Here is an 18,714-nt window from a genome sequence, read left to right on the forward strand (position 1 = left end):
AAACTTTTCATTTCCCATTAGATGGGAAGCACATATAATAGAAGTGAGATTACCCTTCAGGAGGGATTCAGCCTTGAAAAAATGGAGATGGATGGCAGCCGTCGCACTCTCCTTCTTGATCGCCTTTTTTATCATAGCAGCTTTTATATATACCCCGGAAGAAGAACTGTCGACTGAACCGAAAGAATCAGAGCAACCAGCGGAAACCATCCCCGCTCAAGAACAACAGATTGAAACCGATGAACCCGAAGAAGATGAACAGGAAAGTGAAGAAAAAGAAGGGAAACTGAGTGAAGGATTACGTGAGGTCTTTACTAGTGTGATTGAAAGTGCCCGGGATGTGTTTATAAAAGATGACCTGAATATCGTAGCTATTGGTGATTCTTTGACACAAGGTGTGGGCGACTCTACAGAAAATGGCGGATATATAGGGATCCTTGAAAAAACTTTCAATGCTAACCCGGATACAGAAACCCTCAATATAACAAACTACGGAAAACGAGGAAATCGGACAGACCAAATGCTTGAACGAATGGAAGACGAAAAAATTGCCGAGTCCCTCCAAGAAGCGGACCTGATTCTGATTACCATCGGCGCCAACGATGTCATGAAAGTAGTGAAAAATAATTTTACAAGCTTGAATTATCAGGACTTCGTTGAGGAACAAGAAGGTTATGAGAACCGGATGCGTAACATTTTCAGTCGGGTCCAGGAATTGAATCCTGATGCCCCTGTGTATCTAGTGGGTCTCTATAATCCTTTTAACCAATACTTCACTAACATTCCCGAACTCGGGAAAATTATGGGGGATTGGAATGACATCAGTCGTCGAGTCACCGCTGACTACGAACAGGCCACCTTCATACCCATTAGAGACTTGTTTGAAGGAAACGAAGAAGAGCTTCTTTGGGAAGAAGACCTTTTCCATCCCAATGAAAGAGGTTATAAAAAGATGGCGGAGCGCGTGTTACAATACATTAGAGAAGACATCGAACAATAACAGGTGGAATGTATAAGATGAAACGACTATTGTTAAATAATAAATGGAGAACATCCTTTTGGCTTTTAGCTCTGATTAATGTAGGGGTTGTCATCTGGCTTGTCGCTTTAGTTTTCTTACCAAGCTCTTATACCATTGTTAATGTGGATCAGGAGAAAGAAAGCCCTGATGCAGAGTTCACCATCGTTTCCACAAAAGAGAATATGGAGCAACTCGCCAATGAGTACCTCTCAGAACTCTCAACCCAAACGGTCTTCGATTACTCCATCTCCTTAGACCGAAATGTTACTTTATCAGGGAACATCAAGGCCTTTGATCAGGTCATCCCCATTAATGTAGAGTTACATCCTGAAGTGCAGAAAAACGGAGATCTTGTGTTAAGACAAGAGAAGATCTCCTTAGGGAAGCTCCCCCTCCCAAATAAAAAAGTATTGGAATTCGTGAAAGACAACTACAACTTACCTGAATGGGTCATCGTAAATCCAAATGAAGAAAATATTTATGTAGCTGTCACTCAAATGGACACGGCAAGCAATTTCAATGTAAAGGTCGATCGCTTTAACTTGAATTCCAACCAGCTTGCATTCAAAATTGCCGTACCGAGCAATAGCTTCCAATTCGCACAACGAGTTGTAAACGATCATTTGGAGTGAAAAGCAAAGCAGATGAATGCCGCTGTTCAACTATGATAAAATTGGACTACCATTCCCAAGGATAAGGAAGTGACAGATATGCGCGTTGTAAACAATATTGCCGATCTCATCGGTGATACACCTTTAGTTAAGCTGAATCGTATTGCGCCAGAAGGCGGAGCCGACATTTATATGAAATTGGAAAAATACAACCCAAGCGGAAGTGTCAAAGACCGCGCCGCTTTCAATATGATGGAACAGGCGGAAAAGGATGGACACCTCAAAAAGGGAGCCACGATTATCGAACCGACGAGTGGAAACACAGGAATCGGAATTGCTATGAACGCGGCTGCAAGAGGATACAAAGCCATTCTTGTTATGCCCGATACAATGACCCAAGAACGCATCAATCTTTTGAAAGCATACGGTGCCGAAATCGTTCTGACACCTGGAGATGAAAAAATGCCAGGAGCCATCGCCAAAGCGAAAGAACTGGTCGGTGAAATTGAAGGAAGTTTTATGCCCATGCAATTTGAAAACATGGCCAACCCAGACGCCCACCGCCATACGACGGCCGCAGAAATTATAGAAGCTATGGATGAGCTCGGCAAACCTCTATCCGCTTTCGTTTCCACTGCCGGAACTGGCGGGACCATTACAGGGACAGGGGAAGAGCTGAAAAAACGCTATGAAGATCTGACCATCCATGTGGCAGAACCTGCTGGCTCCCCTGTACTTTCCGGTGGAAAGCCCGGAAAGCATAAGCTTGTAGGAACGAGCCCGGGTTTCGTCCCTTCAATCTTAAATCAGGAAGTGTACGACGAGATTTTCCAAGTGACAGATGAAGATGCTTATGACATCACTCGCAGGCTTGCTCGAGAAGAGGGCTTGCTCCTTGGAACATCCTGTGGGGCCGCCTGCTGGGCAGCCATTCAGGTCGCAAAAAAGAAAAAGCCGGGTGAAGTGATCGTATGTATCGCCCCAGACACCGGAGAGCGTTACCTCTCAGGAGACTTATTCCGCTACTAAAAACAACGAAGCACTCAGAGTTTGAGATCTCTGAGTGCTTTTTTATATCCTTCTTTCACCATAGTTCCCTTTTCTGAAAGACCTAGTTTCGATAACCGGGGTTCGTTTGCCGTATTTGGAGTCAGGGGTGGTTGGGAAGCTACTCGCTTTCCTGTGGGGGAGCGCCGAGCTTCCTGTGGGGGAGCGCCGAGCTTCCTCAGGCTATCGCCTTGCGGGATCTCGCCTATCTCCTTCTCCCACGGGAGTCTCGCAGCTTCCCAACAACCCCATTCCATGTAAGGAAGAAACGAACCCCTATACCGAGAAGGAGTTTCTACCACTCTTCTCTCCTAAGCATGCATAAAGCGCTCTGTATCAAGCTTTTACGTTGTGAATGCCAGGTGTGGAGAGGGTTATATTATCCACTTCCCTCAATCATACAAGCTGATTTTTCCAGAAGTGGTTTCGAGAATCTTCCATGGCAAAGGGGCGGAGGGGAATGGGGAGACTCCTGCGGGAAAAAAGTGCTTGGTGAGACCCCACAGGACGCAGTCCGAGGAGGCTCACCGCGCTCCCGCGGAAAGCGAGCCATTCCCCGCAGCCCCCATCCACTCAACAAAAGTCTCGAAACTGAGTCTTCCACAATCCTGCCATTTAGCTTAAGATGAGCTTGAGTGATTTACAGGCGGTATAGGTCTCTGAAGCGTAAATGCCAACCAAGGTGGAAGGACGCGACACGGCAGATGATGACGAGAAGGAAAATCATATAGGTCTGCCAGGCGCTTTCGATATCGATCCAACCTACTCCTATAAGGAGCCCTGCCATCAATGCCCACACAGCGTAAATTTCTTGGTGCATAACCATAGGACGTCGCTGAGCGAGTACATCCCTTGTGACCCCTCCCCCTACGCCTGTCAGAATAGCTGCAAAGATAACCCCTCCAAGAGGAAAACCATTCTCTATAGCAAAAGATGCCCCTTGAAGAGCAAATGCAGATAAGCCGATGGCATCGGGATATATATTCCAACGGTCCCAGGTCATGACCCACGTCTTAGGGAAGAAATAGACAATGGCAATCGTACCGAGGGCTACATAAAAGAGATAGCCTTGTTCCCAAACATGGACGACCGGTACATCCAGGGCAATATTCCTGATGATTCCTCCCGCGAATGGTGTCGCAATACCAAGAATAAATGTGCCAAATATATCATATCTTTCATTTAATGCTACAATCGCTCCACTAAAAGCAAACGCCGACACGGCTAGTATGTTCAATATTTCCCATGTCATTGTCTTCCCCCTCCCTGAAGATGCATTTCTTTGTAATTCTTTCCGTTTATTTCAGACTGATTGATTATAACAAATTCTCATCCACAAAATAGGTGTTTTTTTATATTTTTGCTAGAATACTAATGCTAGAAAGAGAATGGATTAGGATACACCCCCACATGTCCCTTTTATCACCTGAAATGGAAAATATAACGATTAATATAAGAAAAATCCTTGAAATTGTAGCAATCTGCCACAAGGAATCTAGCTAAGAAAATCGAACTAATTATATGAAAATAGAAATCAGGATGTGGAAAAATGAGAAGATGGCTTATTCAATTAAGAAAAGAACAACAATTAACACAACAAGAAGTTGCAGCAGGAGCTCACATTGACCGGGCCTATTATGCTCAACTTGAAAACGGCACACGAAATCCAAGCATGACGGTCGCTTCTCGCATTGCTTCCTATCTTCATATTAATCCTTCACTCTTTTTTTCCGAACATTTGAGTGAACCTTTCGAAGCAGCACTCACAGGTTCCCCCATTACAATCGCCCATTGTGACCTTGAACATCGTTATACATGGCTTTTCAATAATCATCCTGACTTTACAATGAGTAAAGTGATTGGAAAAAGAGTGGATGAAATCTTCCCACATGAATCCACAGAAGAATTACTGAACATAAAGAAAAAAGTGGTGTTAGAAAAGAAACCAATAAGAAAAGTGGTATCATTCCCACTATCAGAGGGAGCCATCGCCTATGATATTTTTTGCAAGCCGATCTATGATTCGAATGGCAATATCATAGGAACAGCAAGTGTTTCGATGGAAATGATAAAACCGCGCATGTAGGGGGCCATAAAATGATCATTGAACAGCTCTCTTCAAGGTTGTTAAAAGATACACTCCTAAGAGCGATAGACTTAAAGCTGGAAGACGATTTCATTTATATGTTAAAAGAGGAAATTTCAAAAAGAGAAAAGGAAGACAAGACGATCAAAAAACTATGATTTTTGATACATTACCTAATGCACACACCCAGATGTATGATTCAATGATCGTGAGGGTAAACCATGACAGAGGTGATACACATGGACCGAAATCATTGGATTATGCATCAAGAGTGGGATGACTTGATTTTCATGCATTGGCCTGTCCCAGCAGAAGTATTACGCCCTTTCATTCCGCCTGCTTTTACTATCGACGAATATGACGATTCCGCATGGATTGCCATCGTTCCCTTCCGCATGCAAAATATCCGCTTCCGCACTCTCCCCTCTCTCCCATTTGGAAATCAACTGCTTGAATTAAATGTTCGAACATACGTGACGTTCAATGGTGAACCAGGGGTCTATTTCATCACTCTTGATGCCAACCATCCCCTTGGTGTATTTTTAGCCCGCACGCTGTTTGGACTACCTTATGTCCATGCGAAAATGAGAATGGACCAAACAGAGGCGGGATATCAGTTTACGAGCAGACGAATTCATAAGGGGTATCCTGCTTCTCATTTTCATGCAAACTTTCATACGGTATCGGAACCTATACATGCTCAGCCAGGATCTCTCCTTTATTGGTTAACAGAAAGGTATGCCTTGTGGTTGGTGAGAGGCCGTTCTAAAATTTACAAAGGTCCTATTCTCCATAAGAATTGGAGGCTGCAAAAAGCGGAAGCTGATATCCACGTGAATCAACTTGTGGATTTCCTTCCCCCTTCTTTATTTGCAACCAAGCCTATCACTTATTCCTCAAAATCCCTGCATACAAAAATCTTCCCTTTTGAAAGAAAAGGCTGAAACAGAGATTTTGACAGTTTCATGTAAAGATTATATAATTATCTCGAATTCAAGATTATTGAAAACAAGGAGGAATGACCATGCAACTCAAGGGCATTCATCACGTTTCAGCTATAACCGCTAATGCAAAACGCAATTACGATTTCTATACAAATGTTATGGGCATGCGCTTAGTCAAAAAAACGGTCAATCAGGATGCCCCATCCATGTACCATTTGTTCTATGCAGATGAGAAAGGTCGACCCGGAACGGACCTCACCTTTTTCGAGATCCACCGAGCAGGACATACGTATCCTGGAACGAGAAGTATTTCTACCACATCGCTTCGTGTAAAAAGCGATGAAGCTCTGGAGTATTGGAAGAAACGCTTTGAAGAGCATTCTGTCGAACAAGATGATATAAAAGAAAGACTCGGCCGAAAGACGTTCTCCTTCCGAGACCCTGAGGGACAGCGGCTCATTCTCATATCCGATGAAAACAACAGTGGAGTGGAAGCCGGCAAAGCATGGGGACATTCTTCCGTTCCTGAGGAATACGGAATTACCGGACTTGGTCCCGTTCACCTTACCGTGAACGAAGCAGCTAAAACAGAAAAAGTCCTGACCGAGCTCTTAGGATTTCGAAAAAAAGGATCCTATGAGCAGTGGGACGTCTATGAAACCGGCGAAGGAGGAACAGGTGCAGAAGTTCATGTGGAAGAAAAGCCCGATGAACAGCCCGAAAAACCTGGCCGCGGAAGCGTTCACCATGTGGCATTCCGTGTAAATAATGAAGATGAACTCAAGAAATGGCATGAAATCATCCAAGCCGCAGGTTACCCTAACTCTGGCCTTGTCGATCGTTATTACTTCAAATCCCTTTATTTCAGGGAGGCCAATCACATCCTTTTTGAACTAGCTACGGATGGACCTGGATTTGCTACAGATGAGGACATCGATCATCTTGGAGAGAGACTTGCTCTTCCCCCTTTCTTAGAGCACAAACGTCAGGAGATTGAAGAAGACTTGACTCCTTTGGATACGTCACGGTCATAAAAGCAAGCAAAAAAATTCCGGCAGGTTCGTAACCTGCCGGAATTTTTTATGCTTCTAACCTTTTTTTGACCCAGTTGATTAAACCGCCCATCTGCATAATTTCAATTTGACGATCAGAAAGGGCATGTTCAAGTTTGAGGGTTTTATCTTTCCCTTTCACTTCAACTTCCACTTGAGGAGACTGCTTGATTTTGTCTCTCAGACCTTTGAATACAAGTACGTCTCCTTGCTCTAAGTCATTAAGATCGGATGGATCTGTAAAGGTTAATGGCAACACTCCAAAGTTAGCAAGGTTCTGCCAATGGATACGGGCAAAATCTTCCACAATGGCCACCTTAAGTCCCAAGTACTTCGGTGCGAGAGCCGCATGTTCACGACTCGATCCCTGTCCGTAGTTTGCTCCAGCGACGACTGCATGTCCTCCGTCATCTCTCACTTTCATAGCACGATCATAATAGGTTTCATCAACAATTTCGAATGTGAACTTGCTGATTTCGGGCAGATTGCTTCGATATGGAAGAACACGTGCTCCGCCCGCTAAGATTTCATCCGTGGATATATCATTTCCCATTTTCAGTAAAATAGGCAATTCCATATCATTAGGCAGTTCACCCATCTCAGGAATGGAGGCCACATTTGGACCTTTGACCAACTCTACATCTTTGGCTTCCTCAAAAGGTAAAGGTTCATCAAGTAATCTTGTATCCACCGTTGGATTATCCAAGTCCTTTACCTGTGGAAATCCAAAGTTTGATTTTCTAGGGTCTGTAATTTTACCTGTCAGTGCCGAAACAGCTGCGGTTTCAGGACTGCATAAGAAAACACTATCTTCTTTCGTACCTGAGCGTCCCGGGAAGTTCCTCGGGGTCGTACGCAAACTATTCCTTCCTGTCGCAGGTGCCTGTCCCATTCCGATACAACCGTTACATCCGGCCTGGTGCAACCGCCCTCCTGCTTGAAGAAAGTTAGCAATATGACCTTCTTGAGATAAATCAATCAGCATTTGACGCGAAGTTGGGTTCAAATCAAAAGATACCCCATCTGCAATGTGCCGTCCTTCTACGATTTTCGAAGCAATCGCAAAGTCCCTGTATCCAGGGTTCGCTGACGAACCGATGTAAGACTGATAAATTGGCTCCCCTTCTACTTCTTCTACTGGAACCACATTACCCGGGCTCGATGGCTTGGCCACCATTGGACCTAATGAAGAAAGATCCAGCTCATCGTGAACGTCATAGGTCGCATCATCATCTGCGACAAGTTCAAGCCACTCATCTTCTCTTCCTTGAAGCTTCATAAAGCGTTTCGTTTCTTCATCTGATGGAAAGACCGTGCCTGTGGCTCCAAGCTCAGCACCCATGTTTGCAATTACGTGACGGTCCATAGCCGTTAAGTTTTTCAAACCAGGACCATAGTATTCAAAGACATGGTTGACCCCGCCTTTAACCCCATGCCTTTTGAGCATTTCTAAAATGGCATCTTTTGCACTCACCCAGTCCGGAAGCTCTCCAGTCACTTTCACTCCCCAGACTTTCGGCATTTTCACATAAAAAGGTTCACCGGCAATAGCCATGGCTACGTCAATCCCGCCAGCACCCATGGCAAGCATCCCCATACAGCCATTCGCACATGTATGGCTGTCCGAACCAAGTAACGTTTTCCCAGGCTTCGCTAATCGCTGCATATGAACAGGGTGGCTCACACCATTTCCAGGTCTACTGAAATGCAGACCGAACCGCTTAGCTGCACTTTCAAGGAAAAGGTGATCATCAGGGTTTTTACTATCTTCCTGAATTAAATTGTGATCCACATACTGAGCGGAAGCTTCCGTTTTTGCCTGATCAATACCCATCGCTTCCAGTTCAAGCATAACCATTGTCCCGGTCGCATCCTGTGTAAGCGTTTGATCAATTTTCAAACCAATTTCCGATCCCGGATTCATCTCCCCCTCTACTAAGTGATCCTTAATCAATTTTTGTGTGACATTATATCCCACATTTATTCCTCCTTCTCACTTGTAGTTGATGACGGTCTTGATGATACTTTTTATAAAATTCCTATACCTTTTATACCCTTAATGTTGTATGATTACTCATAGGTTCCAAAAAGTTCCTTTACAAATGTGAAAAGTCCCATTAAATGGAATTCTATGAAAGTCCCCCTTCCAAAGTCCCCTTAAAGCCACAAAATTTTCCCGACTTGGGAAACTAGTGAATTTTGTTGAAAATCCCAGAACGAACATGTATTCTAAATATAGATTTGAAAGAGCAAACACTCTGAAAAATCAACAGTTGATCAACTAGGTGTGAGAAAAATGGAATATGGTAAAGTGCTTCGATTCCATCGTGTGAAGCAGGGTTTGACACAGAACCAGCTTGCAGATGGGATAATCTCGCCGGCGTATTTGTCTAAGATTGAGAACGACCAAACCGTTCCCGCGTTCGAGGTACTTGAACACCTCTACGAACGTCTCGGACTCGATTTCCATGACTCTTCTTATCATCACCCTTCCAAGGAAAGATTGAAGGAATGGTATGAGATGATCGTCTTTAAACGGAAAGAAGAGGCCAGGGAGTTAAAGGAAGAACTTAAACACCAAAAAGATACGCTGAATAATCATCATTTGTATATATTTTTCGAGCTGTTCCGCATTCGCCATCTGCTGTTAGAAAACGAGGTGGAGGAGGCTTATGAAGCATGGAAAAATATCCGCCAGCATGAGGATACATTTGATGAAGAGATGGAGTATTATTTCCACTTAAGTTCAGGCCTAGTCAGTTATTACCGTGGAGACTTTGAAGACTCCTACCTCAAGTTGATGGAAGCTAAAAATTACAGTGCTTCAATCAGTTTAGAGGGATGGGAAGAAAGTGATTTGTACTATCTTCTCGCTCTGAGTGCTAGTCAAGCAAACAATATTTCAGCATCAATCTTTAATGCTGATCAAGCTTTAACCATATACCAGCAACAGTACAACTTGGTAAAAAGCGCGGATTGTCATATTCTTTTAGGTATTAATTATGGCAGACTTAAAAATTATGGAAAAGCACTAGAAAACTATCATCTTGTTAGTAAGATTGCTACTCAAACACAAGACAACTATCAGCTAGGACTTGTATATCATAATATTGGAGTCATAGAGTCCAGAAGAGGTAATTTTGAGGCAGCTCTAATGAATTACCAAAAAAGCTTATCTTATAAAACAGGTAGAGCATCAGTACATGAAATATTTGAAGCTATTTACTGTTTAGTATTTGAAACATACAAAATTGGCAGATTAGATGATTGTAAGAAATGGATCAGTGAGGGTCAAACTTATTTGGATTCAACTACAAGGGATACATCTACTGCTAGAATACACTTGAACATCTATACTATGTTAATTAATAAAGATGTAACTACAGCTCAGTATTTAGAAAATGTTGCAATCCCACATTTCCAAGAAAAAAAACAACATCGCTTTGTTATAAGGTATTGCATGATCGTTTCAGACCTTCTAGAAGCTGAGAGAAGTTATAAAAAATCTTCAAGATACCTAAGGTTAGCAATTGATTTACTAAATAAATACTCTAATTTAGGAGGAATGTTATTATGAAAAAACTAGTAGGCTTACTTGCTATACTAGGGGTTGTTTTATCATTAACTGCGGATATTAATTATACTAATACTGCAGATGAAGCTCATCCTCGACCACTAGTTGTGGATCAAATTTAATTTTCTGCAATATTGATTTAAGTTTTTAATTTTGTGTGTTAATTCAATTTTTATATAATTAACACCTCCCCTAATCCTATACCTATACAAACTTTTGCCTCTATCTTTATGGTAGAGGTCTTTTTTTTGCACAAAAAAGCCTGCCCTGATAACAGGGCAGGCTTTTGAGTAATTAAGAGTTCACTTTTTCTTTATGCTCTTTCCAGGCTGAAAATCCACCTTTCAAGTTCAAAACATCCTTATAACCAAAAGCCTGCAGTAAACTTGCAGCAATCGCTGATCTCATGCCTGACTGACAATGAACAATCGGTGTTTTATCGTCAGGTACGTCCTTGATGCTTTCTTTTAACTTCCCAAGCATGATGTGCTGGGCTTCTTCGATGTGATTATCATCCCATTCGCTATCATTTCTTACATCAATGATGACATAATCTTCGTGTCCTCTGAATTTGTTCTCGAGTTCTTCTGCTGTAATGCTTGCATACGTTTCTAATCCACCATAGCCATTGATTTCTGATTCATCCACATAACCGACTAGATCATCCAAACCGATAGATTCTAAGGAACGCTTAATCGCTGGAATGGTTTCTTTGGATGCGACGACTACGATCTTTTGATCATATTCAATCAGCCAGCCTGCCCAATTTGTAAATGAACGATTATAAGGAATGTTGATTGTCCCTTTTAAATGACCGTTTGAGAACTCAGATGATGGTCTTGTGTCCACAACCATATACTCATCAGACATGTAGCTCCCCACATCAGACACGGAAATTCCCTCCACATCTCTTTCCTTTTCAAGAGACGGGCCTTCTTTATTCAGCTTTTTCATCATGGAGAAATACTTAGGCGGTTCTGGTTGTCCATCCAGCAATTCTTCTGTGAATGCTTTTTCATCTGTGTGATTTAAAGCCCAGTTGTTCTCTTTTTCATAACCTACAGTTGAAGAAGGGACGGCTCCTAATGATTTCCCGCAGGCACTACCTGCCCCGTGCCCCGGCCATACTTGCACGTAATCAGGCAGTTCTTTGAAGCGCTGGATGGATTGATACATATCCGCAGCACCTTTGCTTGCTGTGCCCTCGGCTCCGGCAGATTTCTCGAGCAAATCCGGACGCCCTACGTCACCAACGAAGACAAAGTCCCCTGTAAATATTCCCATAGGTACCGAAGAACCTCCCCCTTCGTCAGTCAATAAGAAAGAAAGGCTTTCAGGGGTATGGCCAGGGGTGTGAATAACATCAAGTCTCACATTCCCTACATAAATTTCATCGCCATCTTTCACAAGTTCGTGATTGATTTCATTAAGGTATTGATACTTCCAATCATCATCACCTTCATCGGATAGATACAATTTCAAATCCTTTTCGGCGTTAGCCAGTTCTCTCGCACCTGAAAGGAAGTCTGCGTGGATATGGGTTTCGGCAGCTGCAGCCAGGTGAAACCCTTCATTTTTGGCTGTTTCATAATAAGGAGATAAATCCCGGGCAGGGTCAACGACCATGGCTTCCCCTGTCTTTTGGCAGCCAATCATGTAAGACATTTGCGCTAACTCTTCATCAAAATAAGATTTAAAAAACATTCAATAACCCTCCATTTATGAAATCCTTGTTATGTAATATACCCTCATGTGTATAAAAGAAACATAACCCTTTATTATTATTATCCACCTAAGCTATAAAATCCTTCATAAAGGATACGTATTCAAATTCGTGAACAACGATAAAGAAAAACAGCAGCAGTGACTAGGCACTACTGCTGTTCAAAGTAATGAATAAATTCTTTATAAGGCTTGATGTGTTCCAAATTAGAAAATACAAGTTCTTTATTATTAAATTGATTAATTTCAGCAGCATCTATATCTTCGTAGGCTTTACCTGCTGCCATATCTTCAGAGAAAAATTTAATCTCGTTCAGCATACCAAGTACCTTCCGGCTCTTCGTTTTCGTATAAACGATTTCATCAGCCGCGTCTAACATTTGATCAGCGACCTTTTTCTCTACCCCTAACAGTTGAAACAATTGCTTTAGGGAACCTTTAATGACACTGTCGAGATGTTGGAATTGCTGCTTTCTTAAGCCAAACAATGTCAAGTTCAATCCTGTTGCATTATTCATTAAGAGAAGACATTTCCTTCGATTAATGGTAACGACATTCGCATGCCATTGGTAAATCTCTGGTACATTCTGATATTCTTCTACATTTTCAATCGGTTGATCAATTTCGTTTTGTAACTTTTTTGTTGCTCCGATTACGAACAATTTGTCCACCTCGTCCTTACTAGTCGATATTCTTATTCTAACGTGTATAGGTTAAAAAACAAAGAGGAACCAAAAAGTGGTTCCTCTTCACCTTATACCTTTGTTCTCCGCGCAAAATCGACGAATTGAAATTTATCCGGTCTGTGTCTGGATTCTGTGAATTGAAAGGCTGTCGTATCTCCTAAATAGACATAACTGCGAATCACCACGACTTGATCATGTCCATTCAAATCCAGAAATTCTTCATCTTCAACCGTCACCGGTTCAACAACAATTTCCTTTTTCGCAAAGCTGATATCAAGTCCGAGTTCATTTTCGATATAGTGATAAAGAGAAGTTTCGGCAATATCTTTTGTCAGGTCACGGACAAGATCCTGCCTCAAAAAATCTTTATCTAAAATGATTCGTTCACCGCCAATTTCTCTTGATCGTACGACCTTCCATAGGTGAGAACCTTCCTGGCAGTTGAGCTGACGGCAGACTTCCGCCTCTTTGACAAGAGTCAGTTCATGGACATGTGTTTGAAAACTTTGGCCCAATCGTTCCGAGAGTTCCTTGAAGCTCGTCAAACCTGAAACCGGAAACTCGAATTTATCCCGGTCCAGCACCACAGAACCTTTCCCGCGTACTTTTTGAATGTAACCATTCTGGGAAAGCAGGGTTAAAGCTTTACGTATCGTCTCTCTTGATGTCTCAAATCGTGCACACAAATCATGTTCAGAAGGGAGAGTACCACCTGCGGCGTACTCTCCCTTTTGTATGTCTTTGACGAGTTTATGATAAATCTCGACATATTTATTTTTCATTCTATGCCCCCTCACCTGTTAATCGGTAAGATGATAAACGACCGACTCGTATGGGCGAAGGCTGATTTCACGGTAATCCTTTGCTGAATCTTCATAGTTGCTTAGAAGAATGTCAGCCTCACCAGATACCTGAACATCTTCTGGTAATGTGAACGTCGTATCTTCACCATAGAAGTTATTCACAACAAGCAACTGTTCCCCATTCCATTCACGAAGATAAGCGAAGACCTGATTATGGTCTGGTACCAACAAACGATAATCTCCATGGGTTATGATGTCGTGAGATTTACGCAGTTCGATCAATTTTTGATAGTGGTTGAAAATGGAGTTCTCTTTGTTCATCACCACTTCTGCATTGATTTCTTTGTAATTATCCGCGACATCAATCCAAGGGGTTCCTTCAGTAAAGCCGGCATTTTCTTCTCTATTCCATTGTACAGGAGTACGAGAATTGTCACGAGACTTCTGTTTTAAAATCTCTATGATTCCTTCCTCACTGACACCTTTTGCTTTTAACTCTTCATGCATATTCAGGGACTCGACATCACGGTAACGGTCAATGCTTGCGAATTTAGGGTTTGTCATTCCGAATTCTTCACCCTGGTAAATGTATGGCGTTCCCTGCATCATGTGAATGGTCGTTGCAAGCATTTTCCCGGACTCTACCGGATAGTTTTCATCGTCCCCAAACCTTGACAATACGCGGGGCTGGTCGTGGTTACACCAGAACAAAGCATTCCAGCCATTTCCTGCATTCATTTCGCGCTGCCACCTTGAAAGGATCTGCTTCAACTCATGAAAATCAAAATCAGCGACTGTCCATTTTTCACCGTTCGGATAGTCCACTTTCAAATGGTGAAAGCTGAACGTCATACTCAGCTCATCACGATCTGGAGCCGTGTATTTGACGCAATGTTCAATGCTCGTCGAAGACATTTCTCCAACGGTCATAAGATCATAAGGTTTGAAAACTTCACGGTTCATTTCCTGCATGAATTCATGCACCCGAGGTCCATCCGTATAAAATTTCCGCCCGTCACCAGGGGCAACACTTCCATCATCGTTAGGGAACTCCTGGTTTTTCGAGATCAAGTTGATGACATCCAGACGGAAGCCATCCACCCCTTTTTCCCCCCAGAGGCGCATCATTTCATAGATATCTTCACGCATCTGTTCATTTTCCCAGTTCAAATCGGCCTGAGTGACATCGAACAAGTGCAAGTAATACTGGCCTGTTTTTTCATCATACTCCCAGGCATTGCCTCCAAATTTAGACTGCCAATTCGTCGGCTCCTCTCCATTCACAGGGTCACGCCAAATGTAATAATCACGATACGGATTGTCTTTTGACTTTCTGGCCTCTTGGAACCATTGATGATCCGTTGAGGTGTGGTTGACGACGATGTCCATAATCAGTTTCATGCCACGCTTATGTGTTTCTTCAAGCAGTGTTTCGAAATCCTGCATTGTCCCGTATTCATCATGGATATCGTAATAGTCACTAATGTCATATCCATTATCATTTTGTGGAGACTTGTACATCGGGGTCAGCCAAAGGACGTCGACCCCGAGTTCATTCAAGTAATCCAGTTTCTCAATAATTCCCTGGATATCTCCGACACCGTTTCCTGTCGTGTCATTGAAGCTTTTCGGATAAATTTGATAAACGACAGCTTTTTTCCACCAAGGTTGTTCAATCATTGTAGCACCACCGTTTTTTAATTTTTATACGTCTTTTTTACGCTTCGCATAGAGATACGTTCCTACTAGCGGCAGGACAATGACGATTACCATACCGATAGCAAAGTCTAGCCAGTACTCCGCAACGATCGAGAAGATCCCCGGCACACCACCGACTCCGATGGAACTTGCCAATACACCTTGGGCTGAGATATAAAGGCCGGCAAGAGCGGAAGAGGTGATGGCAATAATGAATGGATACTTAAAGCGCAGGTTCACTCCAAATAAAGCTGGTTCTGTAATCCCGAGCCATGCAGAAATACCAGAAGATACACTCAAACCTTTGAGCTTATCATCTTTTGAAGCTAACCAGATAGCGAATGCGGCAGAACCTTGAGCGATGTTGGATAGAGCAAGCATCGGCCACAAGAACGTTGTTCCCGTGCTGCCAACTAGCTGAATATCAACGGCAAGGAACGTATGGTGCATTCCTGTAATGACGAGTACACCGTATAGACCACCGTAAATAAGACCGCCTAACCAAGCGAATGTATCAAAGGTAGCGACAAGGCCGTCTGTAATCCAGTTACCGATTGCAAATGTAATTGGTCCAATGATGATGAACGTCAAGAAACCTGTCACTAACAAGGAAATCGGTCCGACGAATAACAACTGAATGTTATCAGGGATACGGTTACGTAAGAATAGTTCGATCTTAGTCAACAAATAAGACGCAACAAGGACTGGCAGGACTTGTCCCTGGTAACCGATTTTCTCAACGGTTAATCCGAATAAGTCCCATGTTGGTACAGATCCTTCAGCTACGGCATCCCCGTAAGACCAGGCATTCAATAGGTCAGGGTGTACAAGCACAAGACCTATGACAATACCTAAAATGGGACTACCACCGAACTTTTTAACCGCGGACCAACCAATGAGCCCGGGTAAGAACACGAAGGCAGTATTGGCTATGATGATGATCATGTTCGCTATTCCTGACCACTGTGGATACACATCAATAATGGACTGTTTGTCCCAGAAGATTCCTTCCGCAGTCAAGATATTATTGATACCAAGCAGCAAACCAGCGGTTACGATCGCTGGTAGAATCGGAATGAAAATATCGGCAAGTGTTTTGATTGCTCGTTGAAGAGGATTCATATTCCCTTTGGAAGCCTCTTTCACCTCTTCTTTAGAAGATTCTCCAACACCGGCAAGAGCTACAAACTCTTTATAAACTTTATCAACAGTCCCCTGTCCGACGACGATTTGAAACTGACCGTTTGTTGAAAAAGATCCTTTCACAGCATCAATATTGTTCAGTTTTTCCTGATCGACAATGCCTTCATCATGTAACGCCAAACGAAGACGTGTGACACAGTGGGTTGCAGCAGACAAGTTTTCCTTCCCGCCGATCGCTTCTAAAATCTGTTCGGCCTGTTTTTTATGGTTCATTTTCCCTACCTCCCGATGTGTTTTTTACTTTTTATTCACAGTCATTAATGGTGTAGAACCGGCGATCAATTCAACTTCTTCAGCTACCTGCGTATCAAAATCATCGCTGTTTGTGACAATGATTGGTGTTACTGTACTCTTCGCCTTTTCTTTCACGAGATCCAAGTCGAATGAAATCAATTTGTCTCCTACTTTCACCTTGTCCCCTTGAGACACAAAAGCTTCAAAGCCTTCTCCCTCCATTGCAACGGTTTCAAGACCAATATGGATTAGAATTTCTGCACCACTTTTCGTTTCCAAGCCTACCGCATGCTTCGTTGGGAACAATTGAACAATTGTACCTTCTACAGGGCTAAGTACTTCACCGTCTTTTGGTTCCACTGCAATTCCTTCACCCATCATTTTCTGAGAAAACACAGGATCCGGCACTTCCTCCAATGCTACCTTCTTTCCAGTTAATGGTGAAGCCACTTTCAATTCTGTCTCTTTATTTCCAAACAATTTCTTAAACATATGTTTCTCCTCCTCAAACGCTTTCAATGAAGCTCTTATAACTTGTATATACATCAATTAATTATGATTATAATTTGTATATACATGTTTTGCAACCGTTAACAACCCGACAATATAAATGGAATTCCCTTCCTTATCAATAAGAAACTTATAAATGTAAAAAAGTTGCTGGAATTAGGTCGTTTACGGTTCCCCTTTTTTAAGAATTATGTTATGTATTTAGGGTGTCGAAATAAATAGGAAGAAGGGATATTATCCTTACTAACGAATCTCGGGCGAAACGGAACCTGTGGATCATGTGGTTTGCCAATTTCTTTATAGCCGGAAGTATTACAATGGTCCTGCCGTTTTTATCTTTATATATCGAAGAACTCGGAAATTATACAGAGGCCTATGTCCAGACCTGGTCTGGATGGGTTTTCGGCATTACGTTCGTGTCCGCTTTTCTATGTTCCCCAATCTGGGGGAAAATTGGAGATAAATATGGAAGAAAGAACATTTTAATTATCTCTGCTACAGGGCTCGCGCTCTCCGTATTTCTTATGGGATTCGTCACATCCGTGTGGCAGCTTTTTCTTCTCCGTTTATTCATGGGCATCTTCACGGGATTTATCCCCATATCACAAGCATTGATTTCTACCCAAACGCCTAAAAATATCGCCGGTCAAGTTCTAGGTTCATTGCAGACAGGAAGCATTACCGGAAGTTTAATGGGGCCGTTGCTCGGAGGTTGGATTGCTGATTCCATTGGCTATGCGACCACTTTTCAATATGTATCCATCACAGTCGCTCTGTCTGCTCTTATAGTTTACTTTGGCATTCATGAACAGCGTATTAAAAAAGAAGGAGACCATGAAAAAACAAGCTATCAATCCAGAGAGGTTCTTGCGCATATTTTCAAGCACCCTGTGTTATTAATGGTTATGATTGTTTCTTTATTTGTCCAAATTGCCCATTTCAGTATTCAACCGATTCTTTCATTATTCGTTGGTGATTTACACGGGCCAGAAAATTTAGCCTTATTCTCAGGAATCGCCTTCTCAGCTGCAGGGCTCGGGAACTTAATGATGGCCAAACAATGGGGGAAAATCGCCGATCGAATCGGTTATGTGAAGATTCTCGTATTCCTTTTGTTCATGGCAGGAATCGTTTACCTCCCCGCTGCCTTCGTTACGAATATCTGGCAGCTGGTTGTTCTCCGCTTTCTATTAGGCGTATCCATCGGTGGTATTATTCCTGTCCGGACCGCTTACATCCGACAAGAGGCTCCAGTTGCTATGCAAGGTGAGGTATTAGGTTACAACACGAGCATCCGTTTCCTTGGGAATATCATCGGTCCGTCAATGGGCGGAATGATTGCAGGGTTTTATGGCTTTTCTATGGTATTTTTCGTTACAAGTGCACTCCTTGTTATCTCGGGATCACTATTGTTTCTGGCAATGAATAAAAGCATGACCTCCGCAAAGCATATTCCCGGCTATTAAGTGCACGTTTCTTTTTTACATCTGTTAAGATAAGTGTAAAGACATCGGAGGGGATAT

The 18,714-nt window shown here is 42.6% G+C and carries 18 protein-coding genes; 10 read left to right on the forward strand and 8 right to left on the reverse strand.

Annotated features, from left to right (window positions below):
• The first annotated feature begins 73 nt into the window (after positions 1-73).
• From ACJA3J_RS20065 to cysK, 3 genes are all read left to right on the forward strand, one after another.
• Positions 74-1,000: an SGNH/GDSL hydrolase family protein gene (locus ACJA3J_RS20065; protein ID WP_406945098.1), complete on the forward strand. Its 927-nt coding sequence runs from the start codon at positions 74-76 to the stop codon at positions 998-1,000.
• Between the two features lie 17 nt (positions 1,001-1,017).
• The gene (locus tag ACJA3J_RS20070; protein WP_406945099.1) at positions 1,018-1,653 is read left to right on the forward strand and encodes a YpmS family protein; all 636 of its coding nucleotides are present in this window, start codon (positions 1,018-1,020) and stop codon (positions 1,651-1,653) included.
• A 78-nt stretch (positions 1,654-1,731) separates the two neighbouring features.
• Positions 1,732-2,661 carry a cysteine synthase A gene (gene cysK / locus ACJA3J_RS20075; RefSeq protein ID WP_089654386.1) on the forward strand — a complete coding sequence of 310 codons (930 nt, stop codon included), beginning with the start codon at positions 1,732-1,734 and terminating at the stop codon, positions 2,659-2,661.
• Between the two features lie 658 nt (positions 2,662-3,319).
• Here cysK and ACJA3J_RS20080 read toward each other — a convergent pair.
• Positions 3,320-3,931, reverse strand: a complete 612-nt coding sequence (locus tag ACJA3J_RS20080) for a trimeric intracellular cation channel family protein (protein ID WP_089654385.1) — start codon at positions 3,929-3,931, stop codon at positions 3,320-3,322.
• A 297-nt stretch (positions 3,932-4,228) separates the two neighbouring features.
• Between ACJA3J_RS20080 and ACJA3J_RS20085 the strand changes: the two genes are divergently transcribed.
• The 4 genes from ACJA3J_RS20085 (at position 4,229) to ACJA3J_RS20100 (ending at position 6,743) form a co-directional block, all read left to right on the forward strand.
• The gene (locus tag ACJA3J_RS20085; protein ID WP_115894724.1) at positions 4,229-4,765 is read left to right on the forward strand and encodes a helix-turn-helix domain-containing protein; all 537 of its coding nucleotides are present in this window, start codon (positions 4,229-4,231) and stop codon (positions 4,763-4,765) included.
• Between the two features lie 11 nt (positions 4,766-4,776).
• Positions 4,777-4,923 carry a sporulation histidine kinase inhibitor Sda gene (gene sda / locus ACJA3J_RS20090; RefSeq protein WP_115894725.1) on the forward strand — a complete coding sequence of 49 codons (147 nt, stop codon included), beginning with the start codon at positions 4,777-4,779 and terminating at the stop codon, positions 4,921-4,923.
• Between the two features lie 63 nt (positions 4,924-4,986).
• Positions 4,987-5,709 carry a YqjF family protein gene (locus ACJA3J_RS20095; protein ID WP_258871505.1) on the forward strand — a complete coding sequence of 241 codons (723 nt, stop codon included), beginning with the start codon at positions 4,987-4,989 and terminating at the stop codon, positions 5,707-5,709.
• A gap of 80 nt (positions 5,710-5,789) precedes the next feature.
• Positions 5,790-6,743 carry a ring-cleaving dioxygenase gene (locus ACJA3J_RS20100; protein ID WP_406945100.1) on the forward strand — a complete coding sequence of 318 codons (954 nt, stop codon included), beginning with the start codon at positions 5,790-5,792 and terminating at the stop codon, positions 6,741-6,743.
• 46 nt (positions 6,744-6,789) lie between these two features.
• Here ACJA3J_RS20100 and ACJA3J_RS20105 read toward each other — a convergent pair whose 3' ends face one another.
• Entirely contained in the window at positions 6,790-8,739 is a 1,950-nt protein-coding gene (locus ACJA3J_RS20105) for an aconitate hydratase (RefSeq protein WP_406945101.1), read from the reverse strand.
• 318 nt (positions 8,740-9,057) lie between these two features.
• Here ACJA3J_RS20105 and ACJA3J_RS20110 point away from each other — a divergent pair, with 318 nt between their 5' ends.
• Positions 9,058-10,338 (forward strand): tetratricopeptide repeat protein, encoded by a 1,281-nt coding sequence (locus ACJA3J_RS20110; RefSeq protein WP_406945102.1) that lies wholly within the window; start codon positions 9,058-9,060, stop codon positions 10,336-10,338.
• Positions 10,335-10,457, forward strand: a complete 123-nt coding sequence (locus ACJA3J_RS20115; RefSeq protein ID WP_279615131.1) for a hypothetical protein — start codon at positions 10,335-10,337, stop codon at positions 10,455-10,457. The genes ACJA3J_RS20110 and ACJA3J_RS20115 overlap by 4 nt, the downstream gene beginning before the upstream one ends.
• A 172-nt stretch (positions 10,458-10,629) precedes the next feature.
• Here the strand turns inward: ACJA3J_RS20115 and ACJA3J_RS20120 are convergent, their stop codons facing one another.
• From ACJA3J_RS20120 to ACJA3J_RS20145, 6 genes are all read right to left on the reverse strand, one after another.
• Entirely contained in the window at positions 10,630-12,039 is a 1,410-nt protein-coding gene (locus tag ACJA3J_RS20120; protein WP_406945103.1) for a rhodanese-like domain-containing protein, read from the reverse strand.
• A gap of 170 nt (positions 12,040-12,209) precedes the next feature.
• Positions 12,210-12,719, reverse strand: coding sequence for a DUF6933 domain-containing protein (locus ACJA3J_RS20125; RefSeq protein ID WP_406945104.1), 510 nt, complete (start codon positions 12,717-12,719; stop codon positions 12,210-12,212).
• Positions 12,720-12,811: 92 nt separating this feature from the next.
• Positions 12,812-13,525, reverse strand: a complete 714-nt coding sequence (gene treR / locus ACJA3J_RS20130) for a trehalose operon repressor (protein ID WP_406945105.1) — start codon at positions 13,523-13,525, stop codon at positions 12,812-12,814.
• 18 nt (positions 13,526-13,543) lie between these two features.
• Positions 13,544-15,226, reverse strand: coding sequence for an alpha,alpha-phosphotrehalase (treC, locus tag ACJA3J_RS20135; RefSeq protein WP_406945106.1), 1,683 nt, complete (start codon positions 15,224-15,226; stop codon positions 13,544-13,546).
• A 24-nt stretch (positions 15,227-15,250) separates the two neighbouring features.
• On the reverse strand, positions 15,251-16,660 hold the full coding sequence (treP, locus tag ACJA3J_RS20140; protein ID WP_089654376.1) for a PTS system trehalose-specific EIIBC component: 1,410 nt from the start codon (positions 16,658-16,660) through the stop codon (positions 15,251-15,253).
• A gap of 24 nt (positions 16,661-16,684) precedes the next feature.
• Positions 16,685-17,173, reverse strand: a complete 489-nt coding sequence (locus ACJA3J_RS20145) for a PTS glucose transporter subunit IIA (protein WP_089654375.1) — start codon at positions 17,171-17,173, stop codon at positions 16,685-16,687.
• Positions 17,174-17,469: 296 nt separating this feature from the next.
• Here ACJA3J_RS20145 and ACJA3J_RS20150 point away from each other — a divergent pair, with 296 nt between their 5' ends.
• A complete protein-coding gene (locus tag ACJA3J_RS20150) occupies positions 17,470-18,657 on the forward strand; it encodes an MFS transporter (protein WP_406945107.1) in 1,188 nt (395 codons plus the stop codon).
• The last annotated feature ends 57 nt before the right edge of the window (positions 18,658-18,714 follow it).

Source organism: Halobacillus sp. SY10, from assembly GCF_045401165.1.
GTDB classification, from domain to species: Bacteria; Bacillota; Bacilli; order Bacillales; family Halobacillaceae; genus Halobacillus; species Halobacillus aidingensis.